Below are 26,341 nucleotides of genomic sequence, written 5' to 3' on the forward strand. Positions count from 1 at the left end.
AGTGGTTGCGGCGGCGGCCACCCCTGCGGGTCAGCGCCCGTGAGAGTAGCCTGCCGTACGTGACTCAGCAGCACACCAGCGATCCCGGCAACCTCTCCCTCGACATCCTCGACCGCCTCCCGGAGCACCAGGACGACATCGCGTTCGCGCGGCAGGTCGACGGCCACTGGCAGGACGTCACGCTCGGGGCATTCCACGGGCAGGTCACCAGTCTGGCCAAGGGCCTCATGGCTGCCGGGGTCAGCGCCGGCGACCGCGTCGTGATCCTGTCCAAGACACGCTACGAGTGGACCGTCGCCGACTACGCCATCTGGTGGATCGGCGCCACGACCGTACCTGTCTACGAGACCTCCTCCATCGCGCAGATCGCCTGGATCCTCGAGGACTCCGGAGCCGTGGCGGCGATCGTCGAGACCGAGACCCATCTCGCCAGTGTCAAGGAAGCGGGGTCCCCGCACCTCGAGCGCACGTGGTGCATCGAGTCCGGGGCGTTGGACGAGATCACGGCCGGCGGCCACGGCATCTCCGACGAGGATCTCGAGGCCCGACGCGCCGCGCTGGCCAGCTCGACGCTTGCCACGCTGATCTACACGTCCGGGACGACCGGCCGCCCCAAGGGATGCATGCTCACGCACGGCAACTTCCGTTCCGAGCTGGAGGCAGCGACGTCGGTCCTGCCCGAGCTGTTCACCGCCAAGGACGCGTCGACGCTGCTCTTCCTTCCCCTGGCCCACGTCTTTGCCCGCATCATCCCGATCGGCTCGATCCGCAACGGTGTCAAGGTCGGCCACACCGCCGACATCAAGGACCTCCCCCGCCACCTGGGCGACTTCCAGCCGACGTTCGTCCTGGCCGTGCCCCGCGTGTTCGAGAAGGTCTTCAACTCGGCCAGCACCAAGGCGTACGCCAACGGTCGCGGCAAGGTCTTCGACCGGGCCGCGACAACGGCGATCGCCTACAGCAAGTCGCTCGACAACGGCGGACCCGGACTCGTGCTGCGCGGCCAGCACAAGCTGTTCGACACACTGGTCTACGGCAAGATCCGCGATGCCCTGGGCGGCAAGGCCCAGTGGGCGATCTCGGGTGGCGCCCCGCTCGGCGACCGGCTCGCGCACTTCTACCGCGGAATCGGCGTGACGGTGCTCGAGGGCTACGGCCTGACCGAGACCACGGCGGCCCTCTGCGTCAACACCCCCGAGGACCAGCGCATCGGCACGGTCGGCCGGCCCGTTCCGGGGACCGAGGTGCGCGTCAGCAGCGACGGCGAGCTGAGCTTCCGCGGGCCCCAGGTGTTCACGGGCTACTGGAACAACGACGATGCGACCGCGGAGGCCCTCGACCCGGAGGGTTGGTTCGCCACCGGAGATCTCGGTGAGGTCGACGACGACGGATTCGTACGCATCACCGGTCGCCGCAAGGAGATCATCGTCACTGCCGGGGGCAAGAACGTTGCACCGGCAGTGCTCGAGGACCGCGTACGCGCCCATCCCTACGTGAGCCAGTGCCTCGTGGTCGGCGACGGCAAGCCGTTCGTCGCCGCGCTGGTCACGATCGACACCGAGTCGTGGACCGGCAGCCTCAAGGATCCCGAGCTCAGGGACGAGGTGCAGAAGGCGATCGACGACGCCAACTCACAGGTCTCGCAGGCCGAGTCGATCCGCAAGTTCAAGATCATGGCCGAGGACTGGACCGAGGAGAACGGCTACTTGACCCCGTCCTTCAAGGTGAAGCGCAACGCCGTCCTTCGCGACTTTCACGACACGGTCGAAGCGCTCTTCGCGAGGTAGTCCTTCCAGTCGGCCGTGAGGCGGCCCACGGTCAACCCGAACGAGTCCGCCAGGGCCTTGTCGAGCGAGGTGCCGCCGATGACCTCGTCGTAGAACGACACGATGTCGGCGTCGCTGTGCGTCTCGGCCAGCATCCGGAAGATCATCCAGGCCGATTCGTACACCTCGCCCAGCCCGTGGCTGGACGACCCGAAGTCGGCCGCGGTCGGGAGTCGGGTCGGACCCTTGCCCGCCTTCACGTCGCGCAGGACCTGGCCGGCGCTGAGCGACAGTGGAGCGTTGTCGTCGTGCAGGGCGACGAAGTCGGCGAAGCCCTCGACGACCCAGGTCTCCGCCTTCGTGCCGACCGCGGACGTGAGCAGGTGAGTCGCCTCATGGCTGAGCACCACCTGGGCGGCGCGCTGGTCCATCGTGGCGAAGACCGCCGGATTGAGCAGGACCACGGTGCCGCTCGCGGTGCCGTGGCTCCCGTCCAGGTTGGTGGTCACTGCGGCGATCTGGCGGACGTCGGCAACCTTGCGGCCCACGAGGCTCGCCATCTGCTCCTGACTATGCGGCGCGATCACGACGACGGGTCGGTCGACTCCGGGCACGACCCGGGCGACGGCGGCGTGGGCCTTGGCGGTCATGGCCTCGACCGGCGTGGCCTCGAGGCCCCCGTCCACGGTGATGACGATCGAGTCGGCCTGCGTGCTGACCTTGACGTCACCCGCCAGCCAGAGCGGCAGCGACCCCGCGTCAGCCGTGACACCGCGTACCGCGAACGTGCCGTCCGCCTGTGGGTCGAGGCGGACCTTCACCGTCGACGTACGCGTCTCACCGGCGAGACCCGACCCGCCTCCGGCGGTCCAGCTGACCTCGACCGACGCCTGGGTGGACCCGTCGGCTCGATCTGGTATGTCTCCGCCCGCGATGTAGCGCAGCCCGACGTCGCGGGCGCCGAGCGCTTCCCGTGCGGACCACGCTTCGCGGGCGAACGTACGGGCCGCATCGCTCGACCCGGCGGCGTCGGCGAACTCCGACTCCGATCCGGCATCGGAGAGCGCCCGGAACTGCTGGGTCAGCAGTGCGCTGGCGTTCTCGGGGATCTCGACAGCCACGTCAGGCGAGGACTGCCACGGTCGCTGCCAGAGCAGAAGTCCCAGACCCAGCAGGGCCAGGACGAGCAGAGATGCGACGTTGGGCGACAGGCGTCGCTGGTCAGCCAACCCGGCCGTACTTGCTGAAGCTTCCGAGTCCGGTGATCTCGACGTTGCGACCCGGTCGCGGCGCGTGGATGACGCGCCCCTTGCCGAGATACATGCCGACGTGCGACATGCTGCTGTAGAACACCAGGTCGCCCGGCTGGAGCTGGCTCGCCGAGATGTGCCGGATGGCGGCGTACTGCGGTCCCACGACACGCGGGATCGAGATGCCGGCGGCAGCCCAGGCCTTCATGACGAGACCGGAGCAGTCCCAGCTTCCGGGACCGGTGCCGCCCCACGAGTAGGGCTCGCCGAGCTGCGCCAGCGCGAAGTTGATCGCCTTCTGGGCACGGCCACTGGCGACCGGTTCGAAGTCGAGGTCGATCGTGCCGTCGAGGGCCATCTGGTCCTCGGGGCTGAGCTGCGCGATCTGCGCCTTGATCTTGTCGTACTTGGCGCGGATCTCCTGACGCGTCTTGTCGGAGGCCTTCTTGTCCTTCTTGAGGTCAGCCAGACGATCCTCGAGCTGGGCGCGGCGGTTCTTGAGCGCCCTGCTCGACTCGCCGAACTGCTCGAGGGCATCGGCACGCGTGCTGTTGAGCGCCTGGACGGCGCCGAGCCCGGCGAGGAACCGGTCGGGATCCCCGCTGCCGAACAGGCTCACGGTCGGGCCGAGCGGCGCGTCCATCTGCTGCTGCGCGATGGCAGAGCCGAGCTCCTCGCGCTGGACGTTGTAGGTGGCGAGGCTGGCGGTGATGTCGTCGCTCAGGTCGTCGATCTCGTTCTGCGTCTGCTTGGTGCGGACACCGATCTGGTTGACCTGCTCGCTCATCGCCTCGAGCTTGTGCAGCGAGGCACGGATGCTCTTGACGGTCGGCGCCGGATCAGCCTGGGCTGACGGGAACGCGAACAGGGCACCGATGACGGCCAGTGATGACACCGCGACAAGACTGCGGCTTCGTACTCGACTACGTGACACTCGCACGCACGAACTCCTACCCTCGACGCCTACCGGGTGAGCTGACGGGTTCGGGCCAAGGTCTTGCCCTACGGTCCGCGCAAGCGCGATCCGATTCACCCCACTTACATGGGTCCCCGGTTCGTCTCAGAGGTCTTCCCCACCGCTGTGACGATTAGGCGATGCGTCCGACGCCGACCTGGAGGGCCGCCGTTCACCGGACGCACAGTGGCCCACTCTAGGTGGAGGGCGGGGTCAGATCAACCTGACAGGCGCTGGCGCGTGTCTGGCGCCAGGCCATGTCTCCCAATTCGATGGTCGGCTCGCGCGGCCCCGCGCCCCCTGATCGACCATCAACTGAGAGACACGGCCTAGACGGCTTGCGTCTCCGGGCCCTGGACGGGGGTGACGAGGCGGAGCGGGGGTACGCAACCCGCGTCGGCGAGCACCTCGAGTGCAGCCATCTCCTGGGCATCGATCTCGATGCCGGCGGGAGGTGCACCGAGAAGGACTGTGACGATGCAGTCGCCGCATGCGCCGGGGCTTCGTACGAGGCACCGGTCGCAGTCGACGACGACGGAGTCGGTGGATGGATGATCATGCATGTCGGCACCTCCTGTGCTGCTGTGGAACCCGCCGGACGACGAGTACGGACATGACGTTAGAGACGGGTTCGGACAAAAACGCCGACATACCGCCGTTGCCGGGCTTTGTCGGACGGGACGCCTAGCGTGTGCCGCGTGGAGGCCGTACAGGGATCGTTCGACGAGCTGGGGCGTCCGCTGTCCTCCACCACGTTCTGCGTCGTCGACCTCGAGACGACCGGCGGATCGGCGGCGGCCGGTTCCAAGATCACCGAGTTCGGCGCGGTCAAGGTGTGCGGCGGAGAGGTGCTCGGCGAGTTCCAGACCCTCGTCAACCCCGACGAGCTGATCCCGGCATTCATCACGGTGCTCACGGGCATCACCAACCAGATGGTGGTCCGCGCACCGCGCATCGCCGAAGTGCTCCCCAGCTTCCTCGAGTTCGCCCACGGAAGCGTCCTCGTCGCGCACAACGCCCCGTTCGACATCGGCTTCCTCAAGCACAACGCCCGCGAGCTGGGCATCCCGTGGCCCGGGTTCGAGGTGCTCGACACCGCCGTGCTGGCCCGTCGCGCTCTGATGCGCGACGAGGTGCCCAACTGCAAGCTCTCGACGCTGGCGGTCAAGTTCCACGCCACGACGACGCCCAACCACCGGGCGCTGTCCGACGCCCGTGCGACGGTCGACGTCCTGCACGGGCTGTTCGAGCGGCTCGGCAACCTCGGCGTCACGACGCTCGAGGAGGTCGCGACCTACACCTCCAAGGTCACCCCGGAGCAGCGCAAGAAGCGCCACCTCGCCGACCACATGCCGGTCGCTCCCGGCGTCTACGTCTTCCGCGACAGCAAGGACGAGGTCCTCTACATCGGCACCTCGCGCAACCTGCGGGCCCGCACCCGTTCCTACTTCACCAAGGCCGAGACCCGCACCCGCATGGGCCAGATGGTGATGCTGGCGCAGCGCATCGAGGGCATCGTCTGCGCCACGCCTCTGGAGGCACAGGTACGCGAGCTGCGGCTCATCGGCCGACACCGGCCGCCGTTCAACAAGCGTTCCAAGTACCCCGACAAACTCACCTGGCTCAAGCTGACCCGCGAGCACTGGCCACGCCTGTCGATCGTCCGCGCCGTGCTCGATGACGACGCCGACTACATCGGTCCCTTCCGTGGCCGTCAGGCCGCCGAGGGCGCCTTGACCGCACTGCACGACTCGTTCAGGATCCGGCAGTGCACGCCCCGGCTCGCCCTGGTCTCGCGCAGCTCGCCGTGTGCTCTCAAGGAAATGGGTCACTGCCTCTCGCCGTGCGACGGCTCGGCAGACGTCGAGGTCTACGCCGCCGAGGTCGATCGCGTACGTCGCGCCATGATCGGTGATCCCGAGGAGCTCGTCACCGCCGTACGCGGGCACATGGTCCACCTGGCCCGCAACGAGCGGTTCGAGGACGCCGCGGTCTGGCGCGACCGGCTGACCTCGTTCCTGCGTGCCGCGGTTCGCACCCAACGACTCCGCGAGCTCACGGGCCAGGCCGAGCTGGTCGCAGCCGCCCCGCATCCGGAGGGGTGGGAGGTCCACGTCATCCGCTACGGACGCCTCGCCGCCGCCGGTGTCCTGCCGCGAGGCATGCACTCCGCCGGCTGGGTCGACGCGCTCCTTGCGACCGCCGAGACCGTCTCGCCGGGGTTCGGGCCCATACCTGCGGCGACGGTCGAGGAGACCGAGTGCCTGCTGCGGTGGCTCGACTCCCCCGGCATCCGCATGGTCCGTGGCACCTGGCACACGTCGCTCGAAGGCGGTGCACGTCACCTGGTGCCGTTCGAGGTCGCCGACTCCCGCTGGCACGACCTCCAGCGACCGGGCTAGACGGTTAGGCTGGCGGCGTGATCACAGCCATCGTCTTCATCCAGGCCGACGTCTCGCACATCTCGCAGGTTGCCGAGCAGATCGCCGCGATCGACGGCGTCAGCGAGGTCTACTCCGTCACCGGTGAGCTCGACCTCATCGCGATGGTCCGCGTACGCGAGGTCGACGACGTTGCCAAGGTCGTGGCCGACCAGCTCAACAAGGTCGAAGGCGTGCTGTCGACGCAGACGCAGATCGCGTTCCAGACGTTCAGCCAGCACGACCTCGAGGCCGCCTTCTCGATCGGCCTCGACACGCCCTAGACGAGCGTCTGGGTCGTCCGGGCCCAGGTGTCGAGCACCCGCGCCGCCGAGCCGGAGTCGATCGACTCGCTCGCCCGGTCGATGCCGGCCTGGAGTCGCGACTGCACGTCGCCGCCTGTCGCCTCGTGCGCGGCAATGCCGGCACCGGCGTTCAGGAGCACCGCCGTACGTACGGAGGACTGCTCACCGCCGAGCACACGCTCGAACACCTTGGCGTTGAACGACGCGTCACCGCCGGTCAGCTCAGAACCCGGCGTGTAGTCGAAGCCGAACGACCGGGGATCGATCGACGCCTCGCTCACCTGTCCCGTCGAGCCGTCGGCGATCCATGCCGTGGTCGTCGTGGTCGTGGTGATCTCGTCGAGACCGTCGTCGCCGCGGAACACAAACGCATCGGCACCGCGGTCGGCGAACACGCCCGCCATCAGCGGCGCCATCCGCGCATCGGCGACACCCACGGCCATCGCGGCGGGACGCGCCGGGTTGGTGAGCGGTCCGAGGAAGTTGAACACCGTGGGGATGCCGAGCTCACGACGCGGCACCGCCGTGAAGCGGAAGGACGAGTGGAACACCGGCGCGAAGCAGAACGTGATGCCGGTGGCCTGCAGGACGTCGACGATCTTGGTTGCGGGTACGTCCAGGCGTACGCCGAGCTCCTCGAGCACGTCGGCGGAGCCACTGGCGCTCGACGCGGCACGGTTGCCGTGCTTGACGACCGGGATGCCCGCGCCCGCGATCACCACAGCCGACATCGTCGAGATGTTGACCGTCTTGGCGCGGTCGCCACCCGTACCGACGATGTCGACGACGCGGCCCTCGACGTTCAACGGCGTCGCGTGGTTGTACATCGACTCCACGAGCCCCTGTACTTCGCTGAGGGTCTCCCCCTTGCTCCGCAGGCCCACCGCGAAGCCGGCGATCTGCGTCGGCGTGGCGTTGCCGGAGAGGATCTCCTCCATCGCCCACGTCGTCGAGGCGGCGTCGAGGTCCTGCCCGGCGACGAGCGACGACAGGACGTCTGGCCACGAGGTCGTGGCTGGCTTGCTCATGACGTCAGCCGGGTTGGAGCACACCTCGCGCAAGGTCGATGACGACCTCGGCGAGGTGGATCGGGTCGAGCGGCTGCGAGACGACAGCCTCGGCGCGTGACCAGGTGGCGAGCCACGCGTCCTGGGGGCGGCCGGTGATGACGAGCACGGGAGGCGCGTTGAAGATCTCGTCCTTCATCTGGCGCGCGATGCCCATGCCACCGGCCGGAGTGGCCTCACCGTCGAGGATCACCAGGTCGGCCCTGGCGTCGTCGAGCTGCTGCCAGACGACCGGCTCGGTCGCGACCTCGGTGTACTCGAAGGCCGGAAGGTCGGGGTGAGGACGCACTCCGAGGGCTGTGATGACGGCGGCGCGGACGTCACGATCATCGCTGTAGACCAGGACACGTAGGGGCTTGTGCTCACTCACGGAACGATCGTACATATGATGTTCGCGTGGCGACTACATCGGTGATTCCAGCTTCACGACTCCACGGCCAGGAAGGCCGCCCGTCCATGGTGACGGTCGGCACGATTGTGTGGCTGTCAAGTGAGCTCATGTTCTTTGCGGGACTGTTCGCGGCCTACTTCACGATCCGCAACATCTCCCCCGAGTTGTGGTCCCAGGAGACCTCCAAGCTCGACCTCCCGTTCGCCAGCATCAACACCACGATCCTGGTGCTCTCGTCGGTGACCTGCCAGTTCGGTGTGTTCGCCGCCGAGCGTGGCAAGCCGGGCCGCGGCGGCAAGCTCTGGCAGATCAGCCAGTGGGGCATGCGTGAGTGGTTCGTCCTCACCTACTTCATGGGCGCGATCTTCATCGCCGGCCAGGCCACGGAGTACGCAACCCTGGTCACCGAGCACACCACGATCTCCAGCTCGCCCTACGGCAGCATGTTCTACCTCGCGACAGGCTTCCACGGACTCCACGTCCTCGGCGGTCTCATCGCCTTCCTCCTCGTGATCGGCCGTACGTTCGTCGCCCGCAAGTTCACGCACGAGCAGGCGATCTCGGCGATCGTCGTGTCCTACTACTGGCACTTCGTCGACATCGTCTGGGTCGGCTTGTTCGCGACGATCTACCTGCTCAAATGAAGGCTTGCCTCACTAACTCGTACGACGCCAACCGTCGGTACGCTGAAGTTGACTCCTAGGAATGAGGTTCTCGGTGCGGAAACTGTCGACCAGACGCCGGCATCCCCTCGCTGGTTTCGTCGTGCTCCTCATGGGGCTCGTCGTCGCGGGCGGCATGTATGCCGCGTTCGCGCCGAAGCCCGCCACAGCTGAGGAGGCGTCCTCTCAACAAGTTGAGGCCGGTCGCAAGCTCTTCCTCATCGGCTGCGCCAGCTGCCACGGCAAGAACGCCGAGGGCATCCAGACCAAGCGCGACGGCAACTACGGCCCGACCCTCGTCGGTGTTGGCGCTGCCGCCGTCGACTTCCAGGTCGGCACCGGCCGGATGCCGATGGCTGCCTCCGGACCCCAGGCCCCGCGCAAGACGCCGGAATACACCGAGGAGGAGACCGCAGAGCTCGCGGCCTTCATCGCCTCACTGGCTCCCGGTCCGGCGATCCCCGAAGACGAATACCTCGACTACAAGAGCGTCACGGCCGACGGACTGCGCGAGGGCGGCGAATTCTTCCGCACCAACTGCACGGCGTGCCACAACTCGGTCGGTGCCGGAGGCGCCCTCCCGAGTGGCCGCTACGCCCCTTCGCTCAAGGGCGTCGACGCCAAGCACATCTACGAGGCCATGACGACCGGCCCCCAGCAGATGCCCGTGTTCGCCGACACGACCATCACGCCTGAGGAGAAGAAGAACGTCATCGCCTACATCAAGAAGCTGCAGACGCAGCCTGAGTACGGCGGACTCGCCGGCGGCGGCCACGGGCCGGTGGTCGATGGTCTGTTCACGTGGGTCATCGGCATCGGCGGCCTCGTCGGTTTCGCCATCTGGATCGGCGCGCACGGCGCTCGGGTGAGGAAGAAGGCATGAGCGACAGCGAGATCGAAGTTTCTGAGCCGATCGAGAACCCCGGCCTCCAGGAGCACCAGGAGCGCCCGCAGGACGTCGATCCTGCAATGGCGCGTCGCACCGAGCGTCAGATCTCGGCCATGTTCGGCGTCGCCACGCTGCTGCTGCTCGGCTTCTGCGTCGCCTACGTCGTGATCGACAAGGACCAGACATTCCTGGGTTGGTCCGCCATGAACTTCACGCTCGGCGCGACGCTCGGCGGCGCGCTGCTGCTCATGGGCGTCGGGATCATCCAGTGGGCCAAGAAGCTCATGGGCGACCACGAGATCGTCGAGCTGCGTCACCCGGTAGCCTCGACTGACGAGGATCGCCAGTTCGCACTCGAGGAGATCAACAAGGGACTCGACGAGTCGGGCATCGGTCGTCGCCCGCTGATCCGCAACAGCCTGCTCGGCGCCGTGGGCGCCCTCGGACTGCCCGCCGTGATCATGCTCGGCGACCTCGGTCCGCTGCCGCACGGACAGCGCAACACCGTGTGGAAGAAGGGCATGCGAGTCGTCAACGACGTCTCCGGCACCCCGATCAAGCCGTCCGACCTCGAAGTCGGTTCGCTGGTCAACGGCGAGCCCGCGATCATGTACGAGACCGACGCCGAGGGCGAGCGCGTCCTGCACGGCAAGGAGCTCCTGCAGGCCAAGTCCAAGGCAGCCGTCATCGTGGTGCGCATGCGCCCCGAGGACATCACCCCGGAGAAGGGTCGCGAGAACTGGGGCGTCGACGGCATCCTCTGCTACTCCAAGATCTGCACCCACGTCGGTTGCCCGATCAGCCTCTACGAGCAGCAGACGCACCACGTGCTCTGCCCGTGCCACCAGTCGACGTTCGACCTCGCCGACAACGGCAAGGTCATCTTCGGCCCGGCGCACCGTGCTCTGCCCCAGTTGCCGCTGGCGGTCGACAGCGAGGGCTACCTCATCGCCGTCAGCGACTTCCCCCACATCGTCGGCCCGAGCTATCCCGAGCTCGCGCGTGATCAGAAGAAGTTGGACAAGAAGTCATGACGACAACTGACGAATACACCAACATCGAAGACACCGGCCTGGGCAAGAAGGCCGGCGGACCCGTCGCCTGGCTCGACGACCGACTCGGCCTGGCCACCTCGCAGAAGAAGATGATCCGCAAGGTCTTCCCCGAGCACTGGTCGTTCATGCTCGGCGAGATCGCCCTGTGGAGCTTCATCGTCCTGCTCCTGACCGGCGTGTTCCTCACGTTCTGGTTCCAGCCCAGCATGAGCGAGGTCGTCTACGACGGCTCCTACGCCCCGCTGAAGGGACTCGAGATGTCGCAGGCCTACGCCTCGACCCTAGACATCTCGTTCGACATCCGCGGCGGCCTGCTGATCCGGCAGATCCACCACTGGGCGGCAGCGCTGTTCGTTGCCGCGATGATCCTGCACATGCTGCGCGTGTTCTTCACCGGCGCCTACCGCAAGCCGCGTGAGATCAACTGGCTCATCGGGGTCGGCCTCCTGTCGATGGGACTCGTCGAGGGCTTCGCGGGCTACTCGCTGCCCGACGATCTGCTGTCCGGCACCGGCCTTCGCTTCGTCGACGGTCTCCTTCGCTCGATCCCGCTGGTCGGCTCCTACCTCGAGTACTTCATGTTCGGCGGCGAGTTCCCCGGCGACGAGATCATCCCCCGCCTCTACATGGCTCACATCCTGCTGATCCCGGCTCTCCTGCTGGGCTTGATCGGCGCCCACATGCTGCTGCTCGTCTACCACAAGCACACGCAGTGGCCTGGCCCCGGACGTACCGAGAAGAACGTCGTCGGTTACCCGATGCTCCCCGTGTATGCCGCCAAGGCCGGCGGATTCTTCTTCGTCGTGTTCGGCTTCACCGCGCTGATGGGCGCCCTGCTCCAGATCAACCCGATCTGGGCGTAAGGCCCCTACAACCCGTCCGAGGTCACCGCCGGTTCGCAGCCTGACTGGTACATGGGCTTCTCCGAGGGCGCGGTCCGTCTGATGCCCGACCTTGAGTTCAACCTGTTCAACTACACGTGGAGCATGAACGTCTTCATCCCCGCAGTCGGTGCGATGACTCTCCTGTTCACGGTGCTCGGCATCTGGCCGTTCGTCGAGCAGTGGATGACGGGCGACAAGAAGGAGCATCACCTGCTCGACCGTCCTCGCAACGCTCCCACGCGCACGGCGCTGGGTGTCGCGGGCATGACAGCCTACGCGGTGCTCTGGATGGCAGGCGGCAACGACATCATCGCCACGCGTCTGCACCTCGACATCTTTGCGATCACATGGACACTCCGATTCGGATTCTTCATCCTGCCGGTCGTTGCGTTCATCGTGACCAAGCGGATCTGCATCGGCCTGCAACGTCAGGACGCCAACAAGATCCTGCACGGCTACGAGACAGGTGTCATCGAGCGCACGCCCGACGGCGCCTACTCCGAGCGCCACGCACCGCTCGACCCCGTTCGACAGTTCGCGCTCACGACGCACGAGCGCCTGCCGGAGCTCACCGCACCGGTTGAGACGGACAAGAACGGTGTGGCCGCTCCTCACAGCCGCAAGGCGAAGGTCCAAGCCTGGGTACGCAAGCGCTACTTCCACGGTGTCCTGGACAAGCCGACCGTCGATGACGTGCAGCACGCCGAGGAGCATCTCGCTCACATCGACGGCCACCCCGTCGAGCTCGGTGACGAGTTCGTGGGTGTGTCCGAGACGGGCGTCCCCCGCGTCCACTGATCCATCCAAGAAGGGGCCGCACCCGGTGGGGGTGCGGCCCCTTTTGGTGCCTGGAGCTGCTGCGCCGGTATGCCCGGGAGTAGGGACGCGACCGGGTGGCCGCCACACCGTCGTGGGGGCCAGCCACGTCGCTCAGACGGCGAAGGCTGAGCCCTGCTGCCACTTGGCCCAGTCGACGTTCCAGTCGGTCCAACCATTGCGGTCCTCGAGGGCACGCGAGCTGTTGACGTACTTCACGACGTCTCCGCGACGCGACTGCTTGAACAGCCAGGCGGCGTTTGCCGTGCTCATGCCGGTGCAGCCGTGGCTGACGTTGGCGTTGCCCTGGGAGCGCACCGACCACGGCGCCGCGTGGAGGAACTCACCGGAGTTGGTCACCCGCATGGCCCATTTGACGTCGCTGATGTTGTAGTAGTCGGGATCCTCGGAGTCGACTCCCGTTGTCGCGGCATCCATGTCGACCTTGGAGAACTTCTCCATGATGACCTTGGTGCCCTCGCGCGACTTGTGGCCGGCGTCGCCGGTGGTCACCGGGATCGTGCGCACGACCTTGTCATCGACCGTGTAGGTCAGCGTGTGCGCCGCGACGTCGACGGTGCTGACGGCCTTGCGGCCGATCGTGAAGTCGATGACCTGGTCCTGCTGTCCGTAGATGCCCTCCGAAGCAGGGAGCGAGTTGAGCCGCAGGACGACCTTGACCTTGGCGCCCGCGGGCCAGAACTCCTCGGGCCTGAAGTGCACCTCGCGGTCGCTGAACCAGCGCCACGAGCCCTCGACGGCCGGAGTCGACTGCACTGACATGTTGCGCTCGAACAGCTCGCGGTTCTTGACGGGTACATCGAACGTGACGATGACCGGCATACCGACACCGACCGTCTCACCCTTCAGCGGTGCCACTGACGGATAGGTCTGCTGCGCCAGCGTCAGCTTCTGTGTCGAGAACGTGCGCGTGATGGTGGCGTCCTTGCCGTCCTCACCCTTGCCGGTGACGCTGAACGCGTAGGCGGTGCCGGGCTCGAGACGTTGTGTCGCGATCCAGTCGCCGCCGGCGACCCGTCCCTTGATCGTGGACTTGCCGTCAGTGCTGGCGAGCGACACCTTCGTGATCTCTCCATCGGAGGCTGAGGCACTCACGATGGTGTCGACGTGGACATCGGCAGCCTTGTCCGCGACGTTGGCCTTCAGCACGACCGGGTCCTTCGGGACCACGACGTCCTTGACACCCGAGCACGCCGACAGCAGCAGCGCGGAGACGCACGCGACAACGGCGACTTTGCGGAATTCCCTCACCCGGCCAGTCTACGGTTACGGGGCGACAGGCTTGGAATCGGTCAGCGCGCTCAGTGAGCGTGGATGCCGCGGTAGTACTCGAAGATCCAGCCACACACCATGACCGCACCGAAGCCGGCACCGATGATGAACAGCCACCAGCCGAACACGATGCCCAACGCGCACACGGCCAAGGCCATGGCGGCGAACAGCGGCCACCAGCTGTAGGGCGGGAAGAAGCCCTGCTCCCCCGCACCTTCGGCGATCTCGCCGTCGCTGCGGTCCTCCGGACGATCGGGGATCTGCTTGGCGACCACCGCGAGGTAGAAGCCCAGCAGGGCGCAGAGCAGGAACGTCATCACGAGGGCTGACGTGCCGGTCGGGTCCTCAGTCAGCACCCAGTAGACGGGGGCGATCAGGGCGAAGAAGATTCCACACCCGAGGATTGTCCAAGTTTCGGCCTTCATGGATCAGTGGCCCTTCTTCTTCGCGTCGGAGATGGCTTGACCCTTGCCGTTCACGTCGGGTGCATCCGCGAGCCCGCTGGACTCACCCGGGTTGTGGGCGAGCTCGAGGGCTGCGATCTCCGGGTGGTGCAGGTCGAAGGCCGGGCTGTCAGAACGGATGCGCGGCAGCGACACGAAGTTGTGGCGCGGCGGCGGCGATGAGGTGGCCCACTCCAGCGAGCGGCCCCAACCCCACGGATCGTCGAGGTTGACCTTGGCGCTCTTGCGCGACTTCCAGACGTTGAAGAAGAACGGCAGGGTCGATGCGCCGAGCAGGAAGGCGCCGATCGAGGAGATCTCGTTGAGCGTGGTGAATCCGTCGGTCGGCGAATAGTCGGCGTAGCGACGCGGCATGCCCTCGACGCCCAGCCAGTGCTGCACCAGGAACGTCATGTGGAAGCCCAGGAACAGCAGCCAGAAGTGGATCTTGCCGAGCTTCTCGTCGAGCATCCGGCCGGTGAGCTTGGGCCACCAGTAGTAGAACCCGGCGAACATCGCGAACACCACGGTTCCGAACACCACGTAGTGGAAGTGAGCCACGACGAAGTAGCTGTCGGAGATCGGGAAGTCGAGCGTCGGCGCGGCCAGGATGATGCCGGTCAGACCACCGAAGAGGAAGGTCACGAGGAAGCCGAGCGCGAAGATCAGCGGGGTGTCGAAGGACAGAGATCCCCCCCACAACGTGCCGATCCAGTTGAAGAACTTCACGCCGGTGGGCACCGCGATCAGGAACGTCATGAAGGAGAAGAACGCCAGGTCGACGGCGCCGGTGACGAACATGTGGTGCGCCCACACCGCCACGGACAGGGCCGCGATCATCAGGGTCGCGCCCACCAGACCGATGTAGCCGAAGATCGGCTTGCGGCTGAAGACCGGCAGGATCTCGGTGATGATGCCGAAGAACGGCAGGGCAATGATGTAGACCTCGGGGTGACCGAAGAACCAGAACAGGTGCTGCCACAGGATCGGGCCACCGTTGGCGGCGTCGAAGACGTGGGCGCCGAGTCGACGATCAGCCTCGAGCGACAGCAGCGCGGCCGCGAAGATCGGGAACGCGATCAGCACGAGCATGCTGGTGACGAGCGTGTTCCAGACGAAGATCGGCATGCGGAACATGGTCATGCCGGGCGCACGCATCGTGAAGATCGTGGTGACGAAGTTGACGGCACCGAGGATCGTGCCGAGGCCGGCCATCCACAGGCCCATGATCCAGAGGTCACCACCGACCCCGGGCGAGTTCACCGCGTCCGACAGCGGCGCGTAGGCGAACCAGCCGAAGCTTGCGGCGCCGCCCGGGGCGATGAAGCCCGAGACGACGATCAGGCCACCGAACAGGTAGAGCCAGTAGCTGAACATGTTGAGGCGCGGGAACGCGACGTCGGGCGCACCGATCTGCAGGGGCATGATCGCATTGCCGAAGCCGAAGAACAGCGGTGTCGCGAACAGCAGCAGCATGATCGTGCCGTGCATCGTGAAGAACTGGTTGTAGACCTCGTCATCGACGAGCTGCGTGCCCGGCTGGGCCAGCTCAGCGCGGATCAGCAGCGCGAGAATGCCGCCGAAGATGAAGAACGCGAACGAGGTGACGAGGTACATGTTGCCGATCACCTTGTGATCGGTCGTGGTCAGCACCATGACGACCTTTTGGCCCAGGGTGCGCTCCCGAACGCCTGCGCGATCGGAGGCGTCGTCGAATGCGGCAGTCGCCGTTGCGTCGGCCATCAGCCCTCTTCTCCGTCTGTGTTCAGGCCGGCGATCGTGTCGGCCTCTTTGGCGCCCGTGGGACGGCCCGTGTCGCCGGCTGCCTCGAGCTCCTTGAGGTGCGCGTCGTAGTCGGCGCGCGAGACCACGTGGACCTTGAAGATCATGCGTGAGTGGTAGAGGCCGCAGAGCTCGGCGCAGCGGCCCGTGAACACGCCCTCGCGGGTCGGTGTCATGTCGAACGAGTTGACGCGTCCGGGGACGACGTCGAGCTTGAAGTAGAACTCCGGCACCCAGAACGAGTGGATGACGTCGGGAGACTTGAGGTTGAACCGCACCGACTCGTCGACCGGGAGCCACAGCTCGGTCGGGTCCTCGGGTGTGCCGACCTCGAAGACGTCCTCGCTGACGGCGGACTCGTCGAGGTAGTTGAAGCCCCACTGCCATTTGCTGCCGATGACCTCGATCGTGTGGTCGGGGTTGTCGACCTTCTCGAGCATCTCGTTCTGCGAGGTGACGGTGTGGAAGAAGAACACCGCGACGATGATGACGGGCGCGAACGTGTAGAGCGCCTCGATCGGGAGGTTGTAGCGGATCTGGACCGGAACCTCGTCGTCGCTGCGCCGACGGTAGCGGACCATCGCGTAGACGATGAGGCCGAACACGAGGACGAAGACCACGAGGACGGCAATCCACCCGCCGAGCCACAGCTCCCACATCGACTGCGACCGGTCACTGCCGGCAACCGGCAGACCAAGGCGCTCGAGATCGTGGTCACCCTTGGGGGAACACGCACTCAACGCCAAGACCGCAAAGGCGAGAATCGCCAGCTTCATACGACCCACGGGGGCGCCTTTCTGAACCATGACTGTCTCCGACATCAAGAACCTTAGCCCAGCGCAAGCGTGCCTGGACGGTGAGGTCAACCTACGTTGGGGGCGCGTGTCGGCCCTGCTCGTCACGCGAGGGTGAGGGCGGCGTCAACCTCGGCCTGCGCCTGCTCGCCGTACGCCGATCCAAGGCGCTTCAGGAAGCCTTCGCGCTCGAGGACGTACTCCTGTGTGCCGGTCGTCTCGACGACGCTGGCAGCGATCGTGCAGCCTATCTGCGCGGAACGTTCGAAGCCGAGACCTGCTGCGATTCCGGCGAGGAACCCCGCCCGGAAGCTGTCGCCGACGCCGGTCGGGTCGACCGCGACGACACCCTCGATGGCCTTGACGTTGATCGGCTCGCCGTCGGCGGGATAGACGGTGACGCCGTCCTTGCCGCGGGTCACGATGCGGGTGCCGACGTGCGCCTGGACGTCGGCCGTCGACCAACCGGTCTTCTGCTCGATGAGCGCAGCCTCGTAGTCGTTGCTGAAGAGATAGGTCGCGCCGTCGATCAGCTGCCGGATGACATCACCGTCAGCCCACGCGAGCTGCTGGGAGACGTCGGCTGCGAAGGCGACGCCGCGGTCGCGACAGGCCTGGGTGTGACGCAGCATTCCCTCGGGGTCGTCGGGTCCGACCAGGACCAGGTCGAAGTCGCTGCCGAGCGAGAACAGGTCGATGTCGCGGGACTCCGACATGGCGCCGGCGTAGAACGTCGCGAACTGCGCGAGATCTGTGTCGGTGGTGCACACGAAGCGCGCCGTGTGGCGTGTGTCGGAGACGAGGACACCGCTGGTGTCGACACCCGCGTCGTCGAGCCAGCCGCGGTACTCGGTCTCGAAGTCACGCCCGACTGCCCCGACGAGGAGCGAGCGGTGGCCGAGCTTGGCGAGGGCGAAGGCGATGTTGGCTCCGCAACCACCTCGGCGTACGTCGAGGTCCGTGACGAGGAACGACAACGAGATCTTGTCGAGCTCCTCCGGCACGAGCGAGTCAGCGAACTTGCCGGGAAAGGTCATGAGGTGATCTGTGGCGATCGAACCTGTGATGGCGAGGTGCACCCGTCAAGGATAGACAACGGCCTCCCGCGATGCGGAAGGCCGTCGTATGAGGTAACTCTCAGTGACTAGTGGAACGAGTCACCGCAGGCGCACGAACCCGTGGCCATGGGATTGTCGATCGTGAAGCCCTGCTTCTCGATCGTGTCGACGAAGTCGATCGTGGCACCGCCGAGGTAGGGCAGGCTCATGCGGTCGACCACGACGTTGACGCCGCCGAACTCGAAGATCTGGTCACCGTCGAGCGAACGCTCGTCGAAGAAGAGCTGGTAGCGCAGGCCCGAGCAACCGCCGGGCTGAACCGCGATGCGCAGGGCGAGGTCGTCGCGACCTTCTTGTGCCAGCAGGCTGCTCACCTTGTCGGCAGCACCCGCGCTGAGGGTGACCCCAGTGTCCGGCGTGGCCTCGACGGTGGACTGCTCAGTCTCGATCGTCATGCGTACTCCCAAGTTCTGGTTTGGACTCGTCACGATGTGCAACCCGTGGCGCGTCGATTCCATTCCATCGTACGCGTTCATTCAATACGGCGTGGCGACCACGTACGGGCGACACGCTCGGCGAGTGCCGCCAGCGAGTTGAAGGGCGCACGCATCGCGTCGTCGATGCCGACCAGGTCGGCCACCGAGTAGGCGCTCTCGACGCCCATCGCCCGCATCTCGCGTGACGCGACGCTGACCTGTCCGGCGAGCACGATGCAGGGACGCGCCGCCGCAGCAGCGACCGTCGCGACCCCGTAGACCGCCTTGCCCGAGCGCGACGAGAAGTCGTACGTGCCCTCACCCGTCACCACCAGGTCGTGCGTCCTGGCCAGTGCCGTGAGACCGACCGCGTCGGTCACGAGGTCGATGCCCGAGACGACTGTGCCCCCGAGCAGCATCAGGGCGAATCCGAGACCGCCCGCCGCACCGGCCCCCTTGGCATCGGCGGGGCGGCGCTCGGCCGGCGTCGTGCCACACGTCGCCACGACCCACTGGTCAAGGATGCCGTCGACGCGGATGATGTCGGGCTCCGACAACCCCTTCTGCGGACCGAACGTCTTGGTCGCGCCGAACATGCCGAGCAGCGTGACGTCGACGTCGGCGGCGATCACGATCTCGACGCCCTTGAGCGCTCTGCGCACGGGCGACAGATCAGCCGATGCGATGCCCTCGAGGCCCGCAGGTCCCGCATCGAGCGGCCGGTCACCCGTGGCGCCGAGGGCGGCGAGCAATCCGGCTCCCCCGTCGTTCGTGGCGCTCCCACCGAGGCCGACGACGACCCGCTGCGCTCCGCGATCGAGGGCTGCGGCGATCAGCTGGCCCACACCGTACGTCGACGCGCGCAACGCGTCGGGCGGCACGGCCAGGTGGAGCCCGCACGCCTGGGCACTCTCGATGTATGCCGTGTCGCCGACGAGCAGCAGCGAGACGGGTACGTCATCGCCGAGCGGACCGCGAACGAGCACGGAGACGAGCTCCCCGGCGAGCGCCTCGTGCAGGACGGCGACGAAGCCGGGGCCACCGTCGGCCACCGGAGCCACCGTCACGGTGTCGTCAGTGGCGTACCGCTTCCATCCCTCGGCGATCGCACGGGCCGCCTCGGGCGCCGAGAGAGTGCCCGCGAACGCGTCGGGTGCGATCAGGACACGCATTGGCGTCAGCTGGCCAGCGCTTGCTCCGCGGCGGCGACCAGCACGCAGGTCGCCAGGCCGTCGATCGCCTGCTCGAGCTCGGGCAGGCCCGGGAACGACGGTGCAATCCGGATGTTGCGGTCGCGAGGGTCGTTGCCGTACGGGAAGGCCGCTCCGGCCGGCGTCATCGCGATGCCGGCATCCTTGGCGAGCTGCACGACGCGAGACGCCAGGCCGTCGACCGTGTCGAGGCTCACGAAGTAGCCGCCCTTGGGATCGGTCCAGGTCGCGACCTCATGACCGCCGAGACGCGCCTCGAGGATCTCCACGACCTTGCTGAACTTGGGCGCAAGGATCACCCGGTGCTGGTCCATGAGGGCGTGCAGTCCGTCGACGTCCTTGATGAAACGCAGGTGGCGCAGCTGGTTGACCTTGTCGGGACCGATCGTGCGCTTGGCGACGTGCGTGAGGTACCACGCGATGTTGGCCTCGGAGCCGCCCATGAACGGGATGCCCGAGCCGGCGAACGTGATCTTGGACGTCGAGGCATAGATCATCGGTCGGTTCGGATGACCTGAGGCGGCGCACAACCCGAGGATGTCGGCCGTCTTGGTCTGCTGCTCAGTCAGGTGGTGCACGGCGTAGGCGTTGTCCCACATGATGCGGAAGTCCGGCGCGGCGGTCTCCATGGCGGCCAGCTCGGCCGCGACCGCCTCGCTGACGACGGATCCGCTCGGGTTGCCATAGGTCGGCACGAGCCACATGCCCTTGACGGCAGGGTCCTTGACGAGCTCGCGTACGGCTTCCATGTCAGGGCCGTCGTCGTTGAGCGGCACCGGGACCATCTCGATGCCGTAGGTCTCACAGATCGAGAAGTGGCGGTCGTAGCCGGGCACGGGACAGATGAACTTGATCGCGTCTTCCTTGGCCCACGGCCTGGGTGAGTCGACCGTGCCGTGCAGCAACGAGAAGACGAGGGTGTCGTGCATCAGGGCGAGGCTCGCGTTGTCGCCGCAGACGACCTGGTCGACCGGAACCTGCATGACCTCGGAGAAGATCTCGCGGAGTCCCTTGGACCCGGCCAGCCCGCCGTAGTTGCGGGTGTCGGTGCCGTCGTCCTTGAAGTCGTCGCCCGGGAGCGAGAGCAGCGCGTTGGACAGGTCGAGCTGCTCAGGGGACGGCTTGCCCCGGGTCAGGTCGAGCTTGAGCTGGGCTTCCTGGAGGTCGGCGTACTTGGCCGACTGCTCGACGAGAAGCTCCTGGATCTGGTCACGGGAAAGGGTCGGGAAAGCCACGTCCCCAACCTATCGCGAGCGGCTGGCGGCTAAAGCCCGGGAGCGCCCCAGATCGCGAGCCAGCGGGACAGGTCGGCCTCGACCGTGACGTCGTTGGCGATCAGACCGCGGACCTGCAGCTCGAGCGCGTTGTCGCGCCGCTCGTCGGTCTCGGGAGCGAAGGGATAGAACGTCCCGCGCTTGTAGAGATAGACGAGCGCCATAGGCTTCTTGGCCGGTGTCGTGAACACCACCGTGGAGCACAGCAGCGCCGATCCGAACCCTGCGTCCGCGAGCGAGGCGTTGGCGGCGTGCAGATCGGTCACGAGCCCCGACACGTCGGAGTCCGTACGTGTGACGGTCAGCCAGCGGAAGCCGAACCGATCGGTCGTGCCCTCGATCGTCGGGCCTCCACCCGTCGCAACCAGCTGCTTGATCTGTGTCTCGGTCTCGGCGAATGCGCCACCCTCGGCAGCCCGGTAGCAGACCCCGCCGACGCCGGTCGCGGTGAAGCCCTCACCCGCCAGCGACAGGGCGGCCTGCGGCACCGCGAACAGTGCGTCGAGGTTGGCCGCCGGAGGCTTGCTGCGCCCGAGGATCGAGTCGAGGATGCCCATCCTCAGCCCTTCTCGGACAGCTCGGCGCCGATCTTGGCGAGGTTGTCGAGTCGTTGCTGCAGCGGCGGGTGCGTCGACATCAGGGCACCGATCGACTCGCGGTTGATGGCCGGTGCGAAGAAGAACGCGCTGATCGCCGAGGCCTCGCGGAGATCACGGTTGGGGATGCGTGCCATCTCACCGGAGATCTTGACGAGTGCGGAGGACAGAGTCGACGGCCTGCCCGTCAGGTAGGCGCCGCTGCGGTCGGCGCTGAGCTCGCGGTAGCGAGACAGCGCCCGGGTGAGCAGGAAGCTGACGAAGTAGACGACCAGGCTGACCGCGAACACCGCGAGGAACGGCACGCCTCCCCCGTTGTTGTCGCGGTTGCGGCCACCTCCGAAGTACATGCCCCAGCGGGTGATGAAGCCCGCCAGCAGCCCGAGAGACGATGCGACCGTCATCACCGACACGTCACGGTTGGCAATGTGTGAGAGCTCGTGCGCCAACACACCTTCGAGCTCATCCGCGTCGAGCCGCTGCATGATCCCAGTGGTGACGCAGACGGCCGAGTGCTTGGGGGTGCGACCCGTGGCGAACGCGTTGGGCATGTCGGTCACCGAGACCGCGACCCTCGGCTTGGGCATGTCGGCGAGCGAGCAGAGCCGGTCGATCATGGCGTGCAGCTCGGGCGCCTGCTCGGGCGTGACTTCCTTGGCGCCCATCGACTTGAGCGCGAGCGTGTCGGAGAAGTACCACTGTCCCCAGGCCATGCCCAGCGTGATGATCAAGCCCAACGCGAAGTTGGTCTGGGTGATGAGCAGCGCGCCGAACGCGACGTAGAGCGCTCCAAGTCCGAGCCCGACGCCACCCATGCGGAACGTCAGCCCACGGTCGCTGCGGAACCGAGTACGCGCCATGGCCGGCTACTTCGACTCGTTGCCGTCAGTCAACGCATCCATCTGACGGCTGACCTCCGGACTGTCGAGCGCCGCGTCGAAACGTCGTGCGGCGGCTTCGTTGGCACTCTCGCCGGGCTTGCTGATGAGGCCCTCGCGTACGAGCTCGTCGACCGCGTCGGCAGAGGCCTCGAGCTCTCGGGTGCGGCGCTCGGCGGCCTCCATGGCCTGGCTGACGTCGCTCGCGGCCGACGTGATGCCCTTGCTCGCGTCGTTCATGCCGGCCTGTGCGCTGGCGGCCGTGTGGCGGGCCGCGAGGGTGTCCTTGCGGGCACGGAAGCTCTCGACGTCCTGCTCCATCTTCATCGCCGAGTCGTGGAGCTTGTCCTCCTCCGCCTTCAGGTCCGCGTGCCGCTGCGACAGCTCGGTCGCGGCCTTCTCGAGCGAGACCTTGCGGGCGAGGATCGCACGAGCCTCGTCGTCGTTGCCCTGGCCGACGGCCTGACGAGCCTGGTCGTCGAGCTGGGAGATCTGCTGGTTGAGCGCGGCAAGCTGCAGCTCGACCCGCTTGCGACTGGTCGCGACGTCGGCGACGGAGCGGCGAACCTGCTGCAGGAGCGTCGTCTGGGTGCGGTAGGTCTCGTCGAGCTTTTCCTTCAGGTCGTCGATGTCCTGGCCGCCCTCACGCCACGCTCTAAACATCCTGGACAACCGCGAACCGATGCTCATGCGCTCCAGCCTACGGGGTAGCGTGTCGCGGGTGGTAGACGAGACTGAGACCGGAAAAGGGCGCGCAACGCCGAGCCGCAAAGAGGCCGAAGCGGCTCGCAAGGCGCGCCTGAAGGCCCCGGTCTCACGCAAGGACCAGGTCAAGCGCGACCGTGCCGCCCGCGAGGAGATCCGGGCCAAGCAGCGCGAGGCGCTCAAGACCGGCGACGAGCGCTACCTGCCGGCACGCGAGCGGGGACCAGTCCGCGGCTTCGCCCGTGACTTCGTCGACCGTCGCCGCAATGTTGGTGAGCTGCTGATCCCGTTCCTCTTCGTCATCCTGGTGTTCCTCTTCGTCGCCGGCGCGACCGGACACCCGGAGTGGACCAACTACGCCACGGCGCTGGTCTACCCCGTCGTGATCCTTGGCGTCGTGATCGACGTGATCATCCTGACGCGCTCGCTGCGCAAGGAGCTCAAGGCACGCTTCAAGCCCGAGGAGACCAAGGGCACCATCGCCTACGCGATCCTGCGCAGCATGCAGCTGCGTCGCATGCGCCTGCCCAAGCCGCAGCTCAAGCACGGCGCACCCATGAAGGCGAAGTACTAGAAGCTCAGCTGTCAGCGTGCAGCGACATCGGGCCGTAGACCTCGTTCTCGCCGTCGAACAGACGCACCTGGTCGACTCCGTCAGCCACCAGGTCTCCGAACGCCTCACCGATCCACGACTCGGCGTCACCACGGCTCTCGAACTCCTCCGACGAGCGGATGACATCTCCTGCAGCGGTCTCCAGCGTCCACGTCCAGCTCATCAGCTCTCCTTGGTCGACGGTTCGACGAATGGCGGCTTGGTCACCGTGAACAGTTCCGACCGCCCCCGCACGTCGATCACGACAGTTGCACCGTCCGCGACCAACGGCTCCAGCAGAGCCAAACCGATGCCCTGGCGCAGCGTCGGCGAGAACGTGCCGGACGTGATCTCGCCGAGCTCGGCGCCCGACTCGTCGGCCACCGTCATCCCGGGACGCGGGATGCCGCGACCCTGCGCCACGAGGCCGCGCAGCGTACGCACCGACTTCTCGTCGCGCTGACGCTGCAGGGCGTCCTTGCCCCAGAACGTGTCCTTGTTCCAGCCGACGGCCCAGCCGGCTCGCGCCATCACGGGGCTGATCTCGGCGGACAGCTCGTGGCCGTGCAGCGGGTAGCCCATCTCGGTGCGCAGGGTGTCGCGGGCACCGAGGCCACAGGCACGGATGCCGTACGCCTCCCCCGCTGCCATGACGGCGTCCCAGACGTCGACGGCGTCATCCGCGGGCACGACCAGCTCGTAGCCACGTTCACCCGTGTAGCCGGTACGGCACACCGTGATGTCCTTGCCGGCGATCTGCGCATCGGCGAACGACATGTATTCGTGGTCGACCGGGAGGTCGAGCGACTGGAGAACCTCATCGCTCAGCGGTCCCTGGATCGCGAGGATCGCGTAGTCGCGGTGCAGGTCGGTGACCTCGATGCCGTCCGGCGCCTCGGCCTGGAGCTTCGCCACGACGGCTGCCGTGTTGGCCGCATTGGGGATGAGGAAGACCTCGAAGTCGCTGCGGAGATAGGCGATGAGGTCGTCGACGGTGCCGCCGTCCTCCTCGCAGCACAGCGTGTATTGCGCCTTGCCGGGCACGATCCGCTCGAGGTCGTTGGTGAAGCAGGCGTTGACGAAGGCCGCCGCACCGGTGCCACGCACGAGCGCCTTGCCGAGGTGGCTGACGTCGAACAGGCCGACGGCCTCGCGTACGGCCTTGTGCTCAGCGAGCACGCCACCGCCGGCGTACTCCAGCGGCATGTCCCAGCCGCCGAACTCCGCGAGCTTGGCGCCGAGGGCGAGGTGGCGGTCGTGCAGGGGCGAGTGCAGCAGATCCATGCCGCAAACCCTAGACGGGCCGCCGTATATACAGTGAGGCACATGCCTACCGTCAGCCTCAGCACGACCAAGCCAGCCACTGCCCGCGCCGACGCACTGATCATCGGGATCCGCAACGACGAGGACCGTGAGGGGTTCTCGTCAGCACTGGAGCTGCTCGGGTTCACCGGCGAGAAGGACCAGGTCGTGGCGTTCCCGTCCGACGGCGCCGTCAAGGCAGACCTTGTGGTCGCCGTCGCGCTGCCGGACGAGCCGGACGCCGAGGACCTCCGCCGCGCCGTGGCCCGCGGCGTACGCGCTGCCAAGAACGCGACCAACATCGCCGTGGCCCTACACCCGACCGGGGTCGACGAGGTCGAGGCGATCGCGGAGGGCATCGCGCTGGGCGCCTACCGCTACGAGGTCTACAAGTCCAAGAAGAAGGGCAAGGGCGCCAAGAAGGCTCCCGAGCTCAAGACCGCCACGATCCTGAGCCCCTTCGCCCGTCAGACGCTCGCGACCAAGGCCGTCGAGCGCGCTGCAACCGTCAGCGAGGCGGTCAACATCACTCGCGACTGGGTCAACACCCCTCCCGGCGACCTCCGCCCGACGGCGTTCGCGGACGCCATCTCGGCGCACGCCGGCACCACGGTCAAGGTCTCCGTCTGGGACGAGAAGCGACTCGCCAAGGAACGCTGTGGCGGCATCCTCGGCGTCGGGCAGGGCTCGGTCAGCCCGCCGCGCCTCGTGTCGCTGACGTACGAACCCGCCAACGCCGTCGCACACCTCGCACTCGTCGGCAAGGGCATCACGTTCGACTCGGGCGGACTCTCGATCAAGTCGGGCACCGGCATGGCGACGATGAAGATCGACATGGCCGGGGCTGCTGCCGTCGCCGCCGCGACCGTCGCGATCGCCAAGCTCGGCCTGCCGATCAAGGTGACGACGTACGCCTGTCTCGCCGAAAACATGCCCAGCGGCTCGGCGACGCGTCCGGGTGACGTCCTGGCCATGCGCAACGGCAGCACGGTCGAGGTGCTCAACACCGACGCCGAGGGACGTCTCGTGCTCGCGGACGGCCTCGCACTCGCCGCCGAGGGCAAGCCCGACCGCATCGTCGACGTCGCCACCCTGACCGGTGCGTGCGTCGTGGCGCTCGGCGAGCGTACGAGTGGCGTGCTGGGCAACGACTACGACTTCGGCGAGCGGGTCCTGGCCTCGGCCAAGGAGGCCGGCGAGTCGATGTGGCCGCTGCCGATCGCCGAGGAGATGAAGGCACTGGTCACCTCGTCCAAGATCGCCGACCTGCGCCAGCACAACCCCAAGCCGTACGGCGGCACGCTGTACGCCGCGGCGTTCCTGCGCGAGTTCGTCAACGACGTCCCGTGGGCACATCTCGACATCGCCGGACCGTCGTTCAACGAAGGTTCTGCATACGACTACACGCCGGCGGGTGGCACCGGCACGGGTGTGCGCACCCTGGTCAAGCTCGCGCTGGAGATGTCGAGCAAGTAGC

The 26,341-nt window shown here is 67.0% G+C and carries 26 protein-coding genes, 1 pseudogene and 1 riboswitch; of the genes and pseudogenes, 9 read left to right on the forward strand and 18 right to left on the reverse strand.

Annotated elements, in window-relative coordinates:
• Positions 1-59 precede the first annotated feature (59 nt).
• Complete coding sequence (locus ABD683_RS17980) at positions 60-1,787, forward strand: AMP-dependent synthetase/ligase (protein ID WP_344771449.1); 1,728 nt, start codon at positions 60-62, stop codon at positions 1,785-1,787.
• Here ABD683_RS17980 and ABD683_RS17985 read toward each other — a convergent pair.
• The 3 genes from ABD683_RS17985 to ABD683_RS17995 all read right to left on the reverse strand — a co-directional run bounded on the left by ABD683_RS17985 (position 1,754) and on the right by ABD683_RS17995 (position 4,534).
• Positions 1,754-2,995 carry a hypothetical protein gene (locus tag ABD683_RS17985; protein ID WP_344771450.1) on the reverse strand — a complete coding sequence of 414 codons (1,242 nt, stop codon included), beginning with the start codon at positions 2,993-2,995 and terminating at the stop codon, positions 1,754-1,756. The two genes, ABD683_RS17980 and ABD683_RS17985, sit on opposite strands and share 34 nt — an antisense overlap.
• Complete coding sequence (locus ABD683_RS17990) at positions 2,988-3,911, reverse strand: C40 family peptidase (protein WP_344771451.1); 924 nt, start codon at positions 3,909-3,911, stop codon at positions 2,988-2,990. Before ABD683_RS17990 ends, ABD683_RS17985 begins: the two co-directional genes overlap by 8 nt.
• Positions 3,912-3,961: 50 nt before the next feature.
• Positions 3,962-4,121, reverse strand: a riboswitch (cyclic di-AMP (ydaO/yuaA leader).
• Positions 4,122-4,300: 179 nt separating this feature from the next.
• On the reverse strand, positions 4,301-4,534 hold the full coding sequence (locus tag ABD683_RS17995) for a hypothetical protein (protein WP_344771452.1): 234 nt from the start codon (positions 4,532-4,534) through the stop codon (positions 4,301-4,303).
• 135 nt (positions 4,535-4,669) lie between these two features.
• On the opposite strand from ABD683_RS17995, the gene ABD683_RS18000 reads away from it, so the two are divergent.
• Both ABD683_RS18000 and ABD683_RS18005 read left to right on the forward strand, forming a co-directional pair.
• Positions 4,670-6,373, forward strand: coding sequence for a DEDD exonuclease domain-containing protein (locus ABD683_RS18000; RefSeq protein WP_344771453.1), 1,704 nt, complete (start codon positions 4,670-4,672; stop codon positions 6,371-6,373).
• Positions 6,374-6,390: 17 nt separating this feature from the next.
• The gene (locus ABD683_RS18005) at positions 6,391-6,675 is read left to right on the forward strand and encodes an Lrp/AsnC family transcriptional regulator (RefSeq protein ID WP_344771454.1); all 285 of its coding nucleotides are present in this window, start codon (positions 6,391-6,393) and stop codon (positions 6,673-6,675) included.
• On the opposite strand, the gene trpD is transcribed toward ABD683_RS18005, so the two are convergent.
• On the reverse strand, positions 6,672-7,724 hold the full coding sequence (trpD, locus tag ABD683_RS18010; RefSeq protein WP_344771455.1) for an anthranilate phosphoribosyltransferase: 1,053 nt from the start codon (positions 7,722-7,724) through the stop codon (positions 6,672-6,674). The genes ABD683_RS18005 and trpD overlap by 4 nt on opposite strands.
• A 4-nt stretch (positions 7,725-7,728) precedes the next feature.
• Positions 7,729-8,133, reverse strand: a complete 405-nt coding sequence (locus ABD683_RS18015; RefSeq protein WP_344771456.1) for a response regulator — start codon at positions 8,131-8,133, stop codon at positions 7,729-7,731.
• 26 nt (positions 8,134-8,159) lie between these two features.
• Between ABD683_RS18015 and ctaE the strand changes: the two genes are divergently transcribed.
• The 4 genes and pseudogenes from ctaE (at position 8,160) to qcrB (ending at position 12,442) form a co-directional block, all read left to right on the forward strand.
• Positions 8,160-8,798, forward strand: coding sequence for an aa3-type cytochrome oxidase subunit III (ctaE, locus tag ABD683_RS18020; protein WP_486303578.1), 639 nt, complete (start codon positions 8,160-8,162; stop codon positions 8,796-8,798).
• Positions 8,799-8,871: 73 nt separating this feature from the next.
• A complete protein-coding gene (gene qcrC / locus ABD683_RS18025) occupies positions 8,872-9,699 on the forward strand; it encodes a cytochrome bc1 complex diheme cytochrome c subunit (protein ID WP_344771630.1) in 828 nt (275 codons plus the stop codon).
• Entirely contained in the window at positions 9,696-10,739 is a 1,044-nt protein-coding gene (gene qcrA / locus ABD683_RS18030) for a cytochrome bc1 complex Rieske iron-sulfur subunit (RefSeq protein ID WP_344771457.1), read from the forward strand. The genes qcrC and qcrA overlap by 4 nt, the downstream gene beginning before the upstream one ends.
• A pseudogene (gene qcrB / locus ABD683_RS18035) lies at positions 10,736-12,442 on the forward strand (cytochrome bc1 complex cytochrome b subunit). The gene qcrA and the pseudogene qcrB overlap by 4 nt, the downstream one beginning before the upstream one ends.
• A gap of 132 nt (positions 12,443-12,574) precedes the next feature.
• On the opposite strand, the gene ABD683_RS18040 reads toward qcrB, so the two are convergent.
• From ABD683_RS18040 to ABD683_RS18090, 11 genes are all read right to left on the reverse strand, one after another.
• Positions 12,575-13,732, reverse strand: a complete 1,158-nt coding sequence (locus tag ABD683_RS18040; RefSeq protein WP_344771458.1) for a L,D-transpeptidase — start codon at positions 13,730-13,732, stop codon at positions 12,575-12,577.
• A 50-nt stretch (positions 13,733-13,782) separates the two neighbouring features.
• Positions 13,783-14,178, reverse strand: coding sequence for a cytochrome c oxidase subunit 4 (locus ABD683_RS18045; protein WP_344771459.1), 396 nt, complete (start codon positions 14,176-14,178; stop codon positions 13,783-13,785).
• Between the two features lie 3 nt (positions 14,179-14,181).
• Complete coding sequence (ctaD, locus tag ABD683_RS18050) at positions 14,182-15,939, reverse strand: aa3-type cytochrome oxidase subunit I (RefSeq protein ID WP_486303579.1); 1,758 nt, start codon at positions 15,937-15,939, stop codon at positions 14,182-14,184.
• The gene (ctaC, locus tag ABD683_RS18055) at positions 15,939-16,754 is read right to left on the reverse strand and encodes an aa3-type cytochrome oxidase subunit II (RefSeq protein WP_344771632.1); all 816 of its coding nucleotides are present in this window, start codon (positions 16,752-16,754) and stop codon (positions 15,939-15,941) included. The genes ctaD and ctaC overlap by 1 nt, the downstream gene beginning before the upstream one ends.
• Positions 16,755-16,876: 122 nt before the next feature.
• A complete protein-coding gene (locus ABD683_RS18060; RefSeq protein WP_344771460.1) occupies positions 16,877-17,851 on the reverse strand; it encodes a carbohydrate kinase family protein in 975 nt (324 codons plus the stop codon).
• Between the two features lie 65 nt (positions 17,852-17,916).
• Positions 17,917-18,285, reverse strand: coding sequence for a HesB/IscA family protein (locus tag ABD683_RS18065; protein WP_344771461.1), 369 nt, complete (start codon positions 18,283-18,285; stop codon positions 17,917-17,919).
• Positions 18,286-18,362: 77 nt separating this feature from the next.
• Positions 18,363-19,478, reverse strand: a complete 1,116-nt coding sequence (locus ABD683_RS18070; RefSeq protein ID WP_344771462.1) for a glycerate kinase family protein — start codon at positions 19,476-19,478, stop codon at positions 18,363-18,365.
• A 5-nt stretch (positions 19,479-19,483) separates the two neighbouring features.
• Positions 19,484-20,752: an aspartate aminotransferase type Ic gene (locus ABD683_RS18075; RefSeq protein ID WP_344771463.1), complete on the reverse strand. Its 1,269-nt coding sequence runs from the start codon at positions 20,750-20,752 to the stop codon at positions 19,484-19,486.
• Positions 20,753-20,781: 29 nt separating this feature from the next.
• Positions 20,782-21,348, reverse strand: a complete 567-nt coding sequence (gene pspAB / locus ABD683_RS18080) for a PspA-associated protein PspAB (RefSeq protein WP_344771464.1) — start codon at positions 21,346-21,348, stop codon at positions 20,782-20,784.
• Between the two features lie 2 nt (positions 21,349-21,350).
• Complete coding sequence (gene htpX, locus ABD683_RS18085; RefSeq protein ID WP_344771465.1) at positions 21,351-22,247, reverse strand: zinc metalloprotease HtpX; 897 nt, start codon at positions 22,245-22,247, stop codon at positions 21,351-21,353.
• Between the two features lie 6 nt (positions 22,248-22,253).
• A complete protein-coding gene (locus ABD683_RS18090) occupies positions 22,254-22,955 on the reverse strand; it encodes a PspA/IM30 family protein (protein WP_344771466.1) in 702 nt (233 codons plus the stop codon).
• A 31-nt stretch (positions 22,956-22,986) separates the two neighbouring features.
• On the opposite strand from ABD683_RS18090, the gene ABD683_RS18095 reads away from it, so the two are divergent.
• Entirely contained in the window at positions 22,987-23,544 is a 558-nt protein-coding gene (locus tag ABD683_RS18095) for a DUF3043 domain-containing protein (protein WP_344771467.1), read from the forward strand.
• Between the two features lie 4 nt (positions 23,545-23,548).
• Here ABD683_RS18095 and ABD683_RS18100 read toward each other — a convergent pair whose 3' ends face one another.
• Positions 23,549-23,746, reverse strand: a complete 198-nt coding sequence (locus tag ABD683_RS18100; protein WP_344771468.1) for a hypothetical protein — start codon at positions 23,744-23,746, stop codon at positions 23,549-23,551.
• On the reverse strand, positions 23,746-24,846 hold the full coding sequence (gene gcvT, locus ABD683_RS18105) for a glycine cleavage system aminomethyltransferase GcvT (protein ID WP_344771469.1): 1,101 nt from the start codon (positions 24,844-24,846) through the stop codon (positions 23,746-23,748). Before gcvT ends, ABD683_RS18100 begins: the two co-directional genes overlap by 1 nt.
• Positions 24,847-24,888: 42 nt before the next feature.
• Between gcvT and ABD683_RS18110 the strand changes: the two genes are divergently transcribed.
• On the forward strand, positions 24,889-26,340 hold the full coding sequence (locus ABD683_RS18110) for a leucyl aminopeptidase (RefSeq protein WP_344771470.1): 1,452 nt from the start codon (positions 24,889-24,891) through the stop codon (positions 26,338-26,340).
• Position 26,341: the final 1 nt, after the last annotated feature.

The sequence above is a fragment of the Aeromicrobium panaciterrae genome (genome assembly GCF_039537165.1).
Lineage (GTDB): Bacteria > Actinomycetota > Actinomycetes > Propionibacteriales > Nocardioidaceae > Aeromicrobium > Aeromicrobium panaciterrae.

Coding starts and splice junctions, on each gene's coding strand:
- pspAB (WP_344771464.1), bottom strand. CDS start 21,348: ATGGGCATCCTCGACTCGATCCTCGGGCGCAGCAAGCCTCCGGCGGCC.
- ABD683_RS18070 (WP_344771462.1), bottom strand. CDS start 19,478: ATGCGTGTCCTGATCGCACCCGACGCGTTCGCGGGCACTCTCTCGGCG.
- ABD683_RS18065 (WP_344771461.1), bottom strand. CDS start 18,285: ATGACGATCGAGACTGAGCAGTCCACCGTCGAGGCCACGCCGGACACT.
- trpD (WP_344771455.1), bottom strand. CDS start 7,724: ATGAGCAAGCCAGCCACGACCTCGTGGCCAGACGTCCTGTCGTCGCTC.
- ABD683_RS17995 (WP_344771452.1), bottom strand. CDS start 4,534: ATGCATGATCATCCATCCACCGACTCCGTCGTCGTCGACTGCGACCGG.
- ctaC (WP_344771632.1), bottom strand. CDS start 16,754: ATGAAGCTGGCGATTCTCGCCTTTGCGGTCTTGGCGTTGAGTGCGTGT.
- htpX (WP_344771465.1), bottom strand. CDS start 22,247: ATGGCGCGTACTCGGTTCCGCAGCGACCGTGGGCTGACGTTCCGCATG.
- ctaD (WP_486303579.1), bottom strand. CDS start 15,939: ATGGCCGACGCAACGGCGACTGCCGCATTCGACGACGCCTCCGATCGC.
- ABD683_RS18045 (WP_344771459.1), bottom strand. CDS start 14,178: ATGAAGGCCGAAACTTGGACAATCCTCGGGTGTGGAATCTTCTTCGCC.
- ABD683_RS18110 (WP_344771470.1), top strand. CDS start 24,889: ATGCCTACCGTCAGCCTCAGCACGACCAAGCCAGCCACTGCCCGCGCC.
- gcvT (WP_344771469.1), bottom strand. CDS start 24,846: ATGGATCTGCTGCACTCGCCCCTGCACGACCGCCACCTCGCCCTCGGC.
- ABD683_RS18090 (WP_344771466.1), bottom strand. CDS start 22,955: ATGAGCATCGGTTCGCGGTTGTCCAGGATGTTTAGAGCGTGGCGTGAG.
- ABD683_RS18100 (WP_344771468.1), bottom strand. CDS start 23,746: ATGAGCTGGACGTGGACGCTGGAGACCGCTGCAGGAGATGTCATCCGC.
- qcrA (WP_344771457.1), top strand. CDS start 9,696: ATGAGCGACAGCGAGATCGAAGTTTCTGAGCCGATCGAGAACCCCGGC.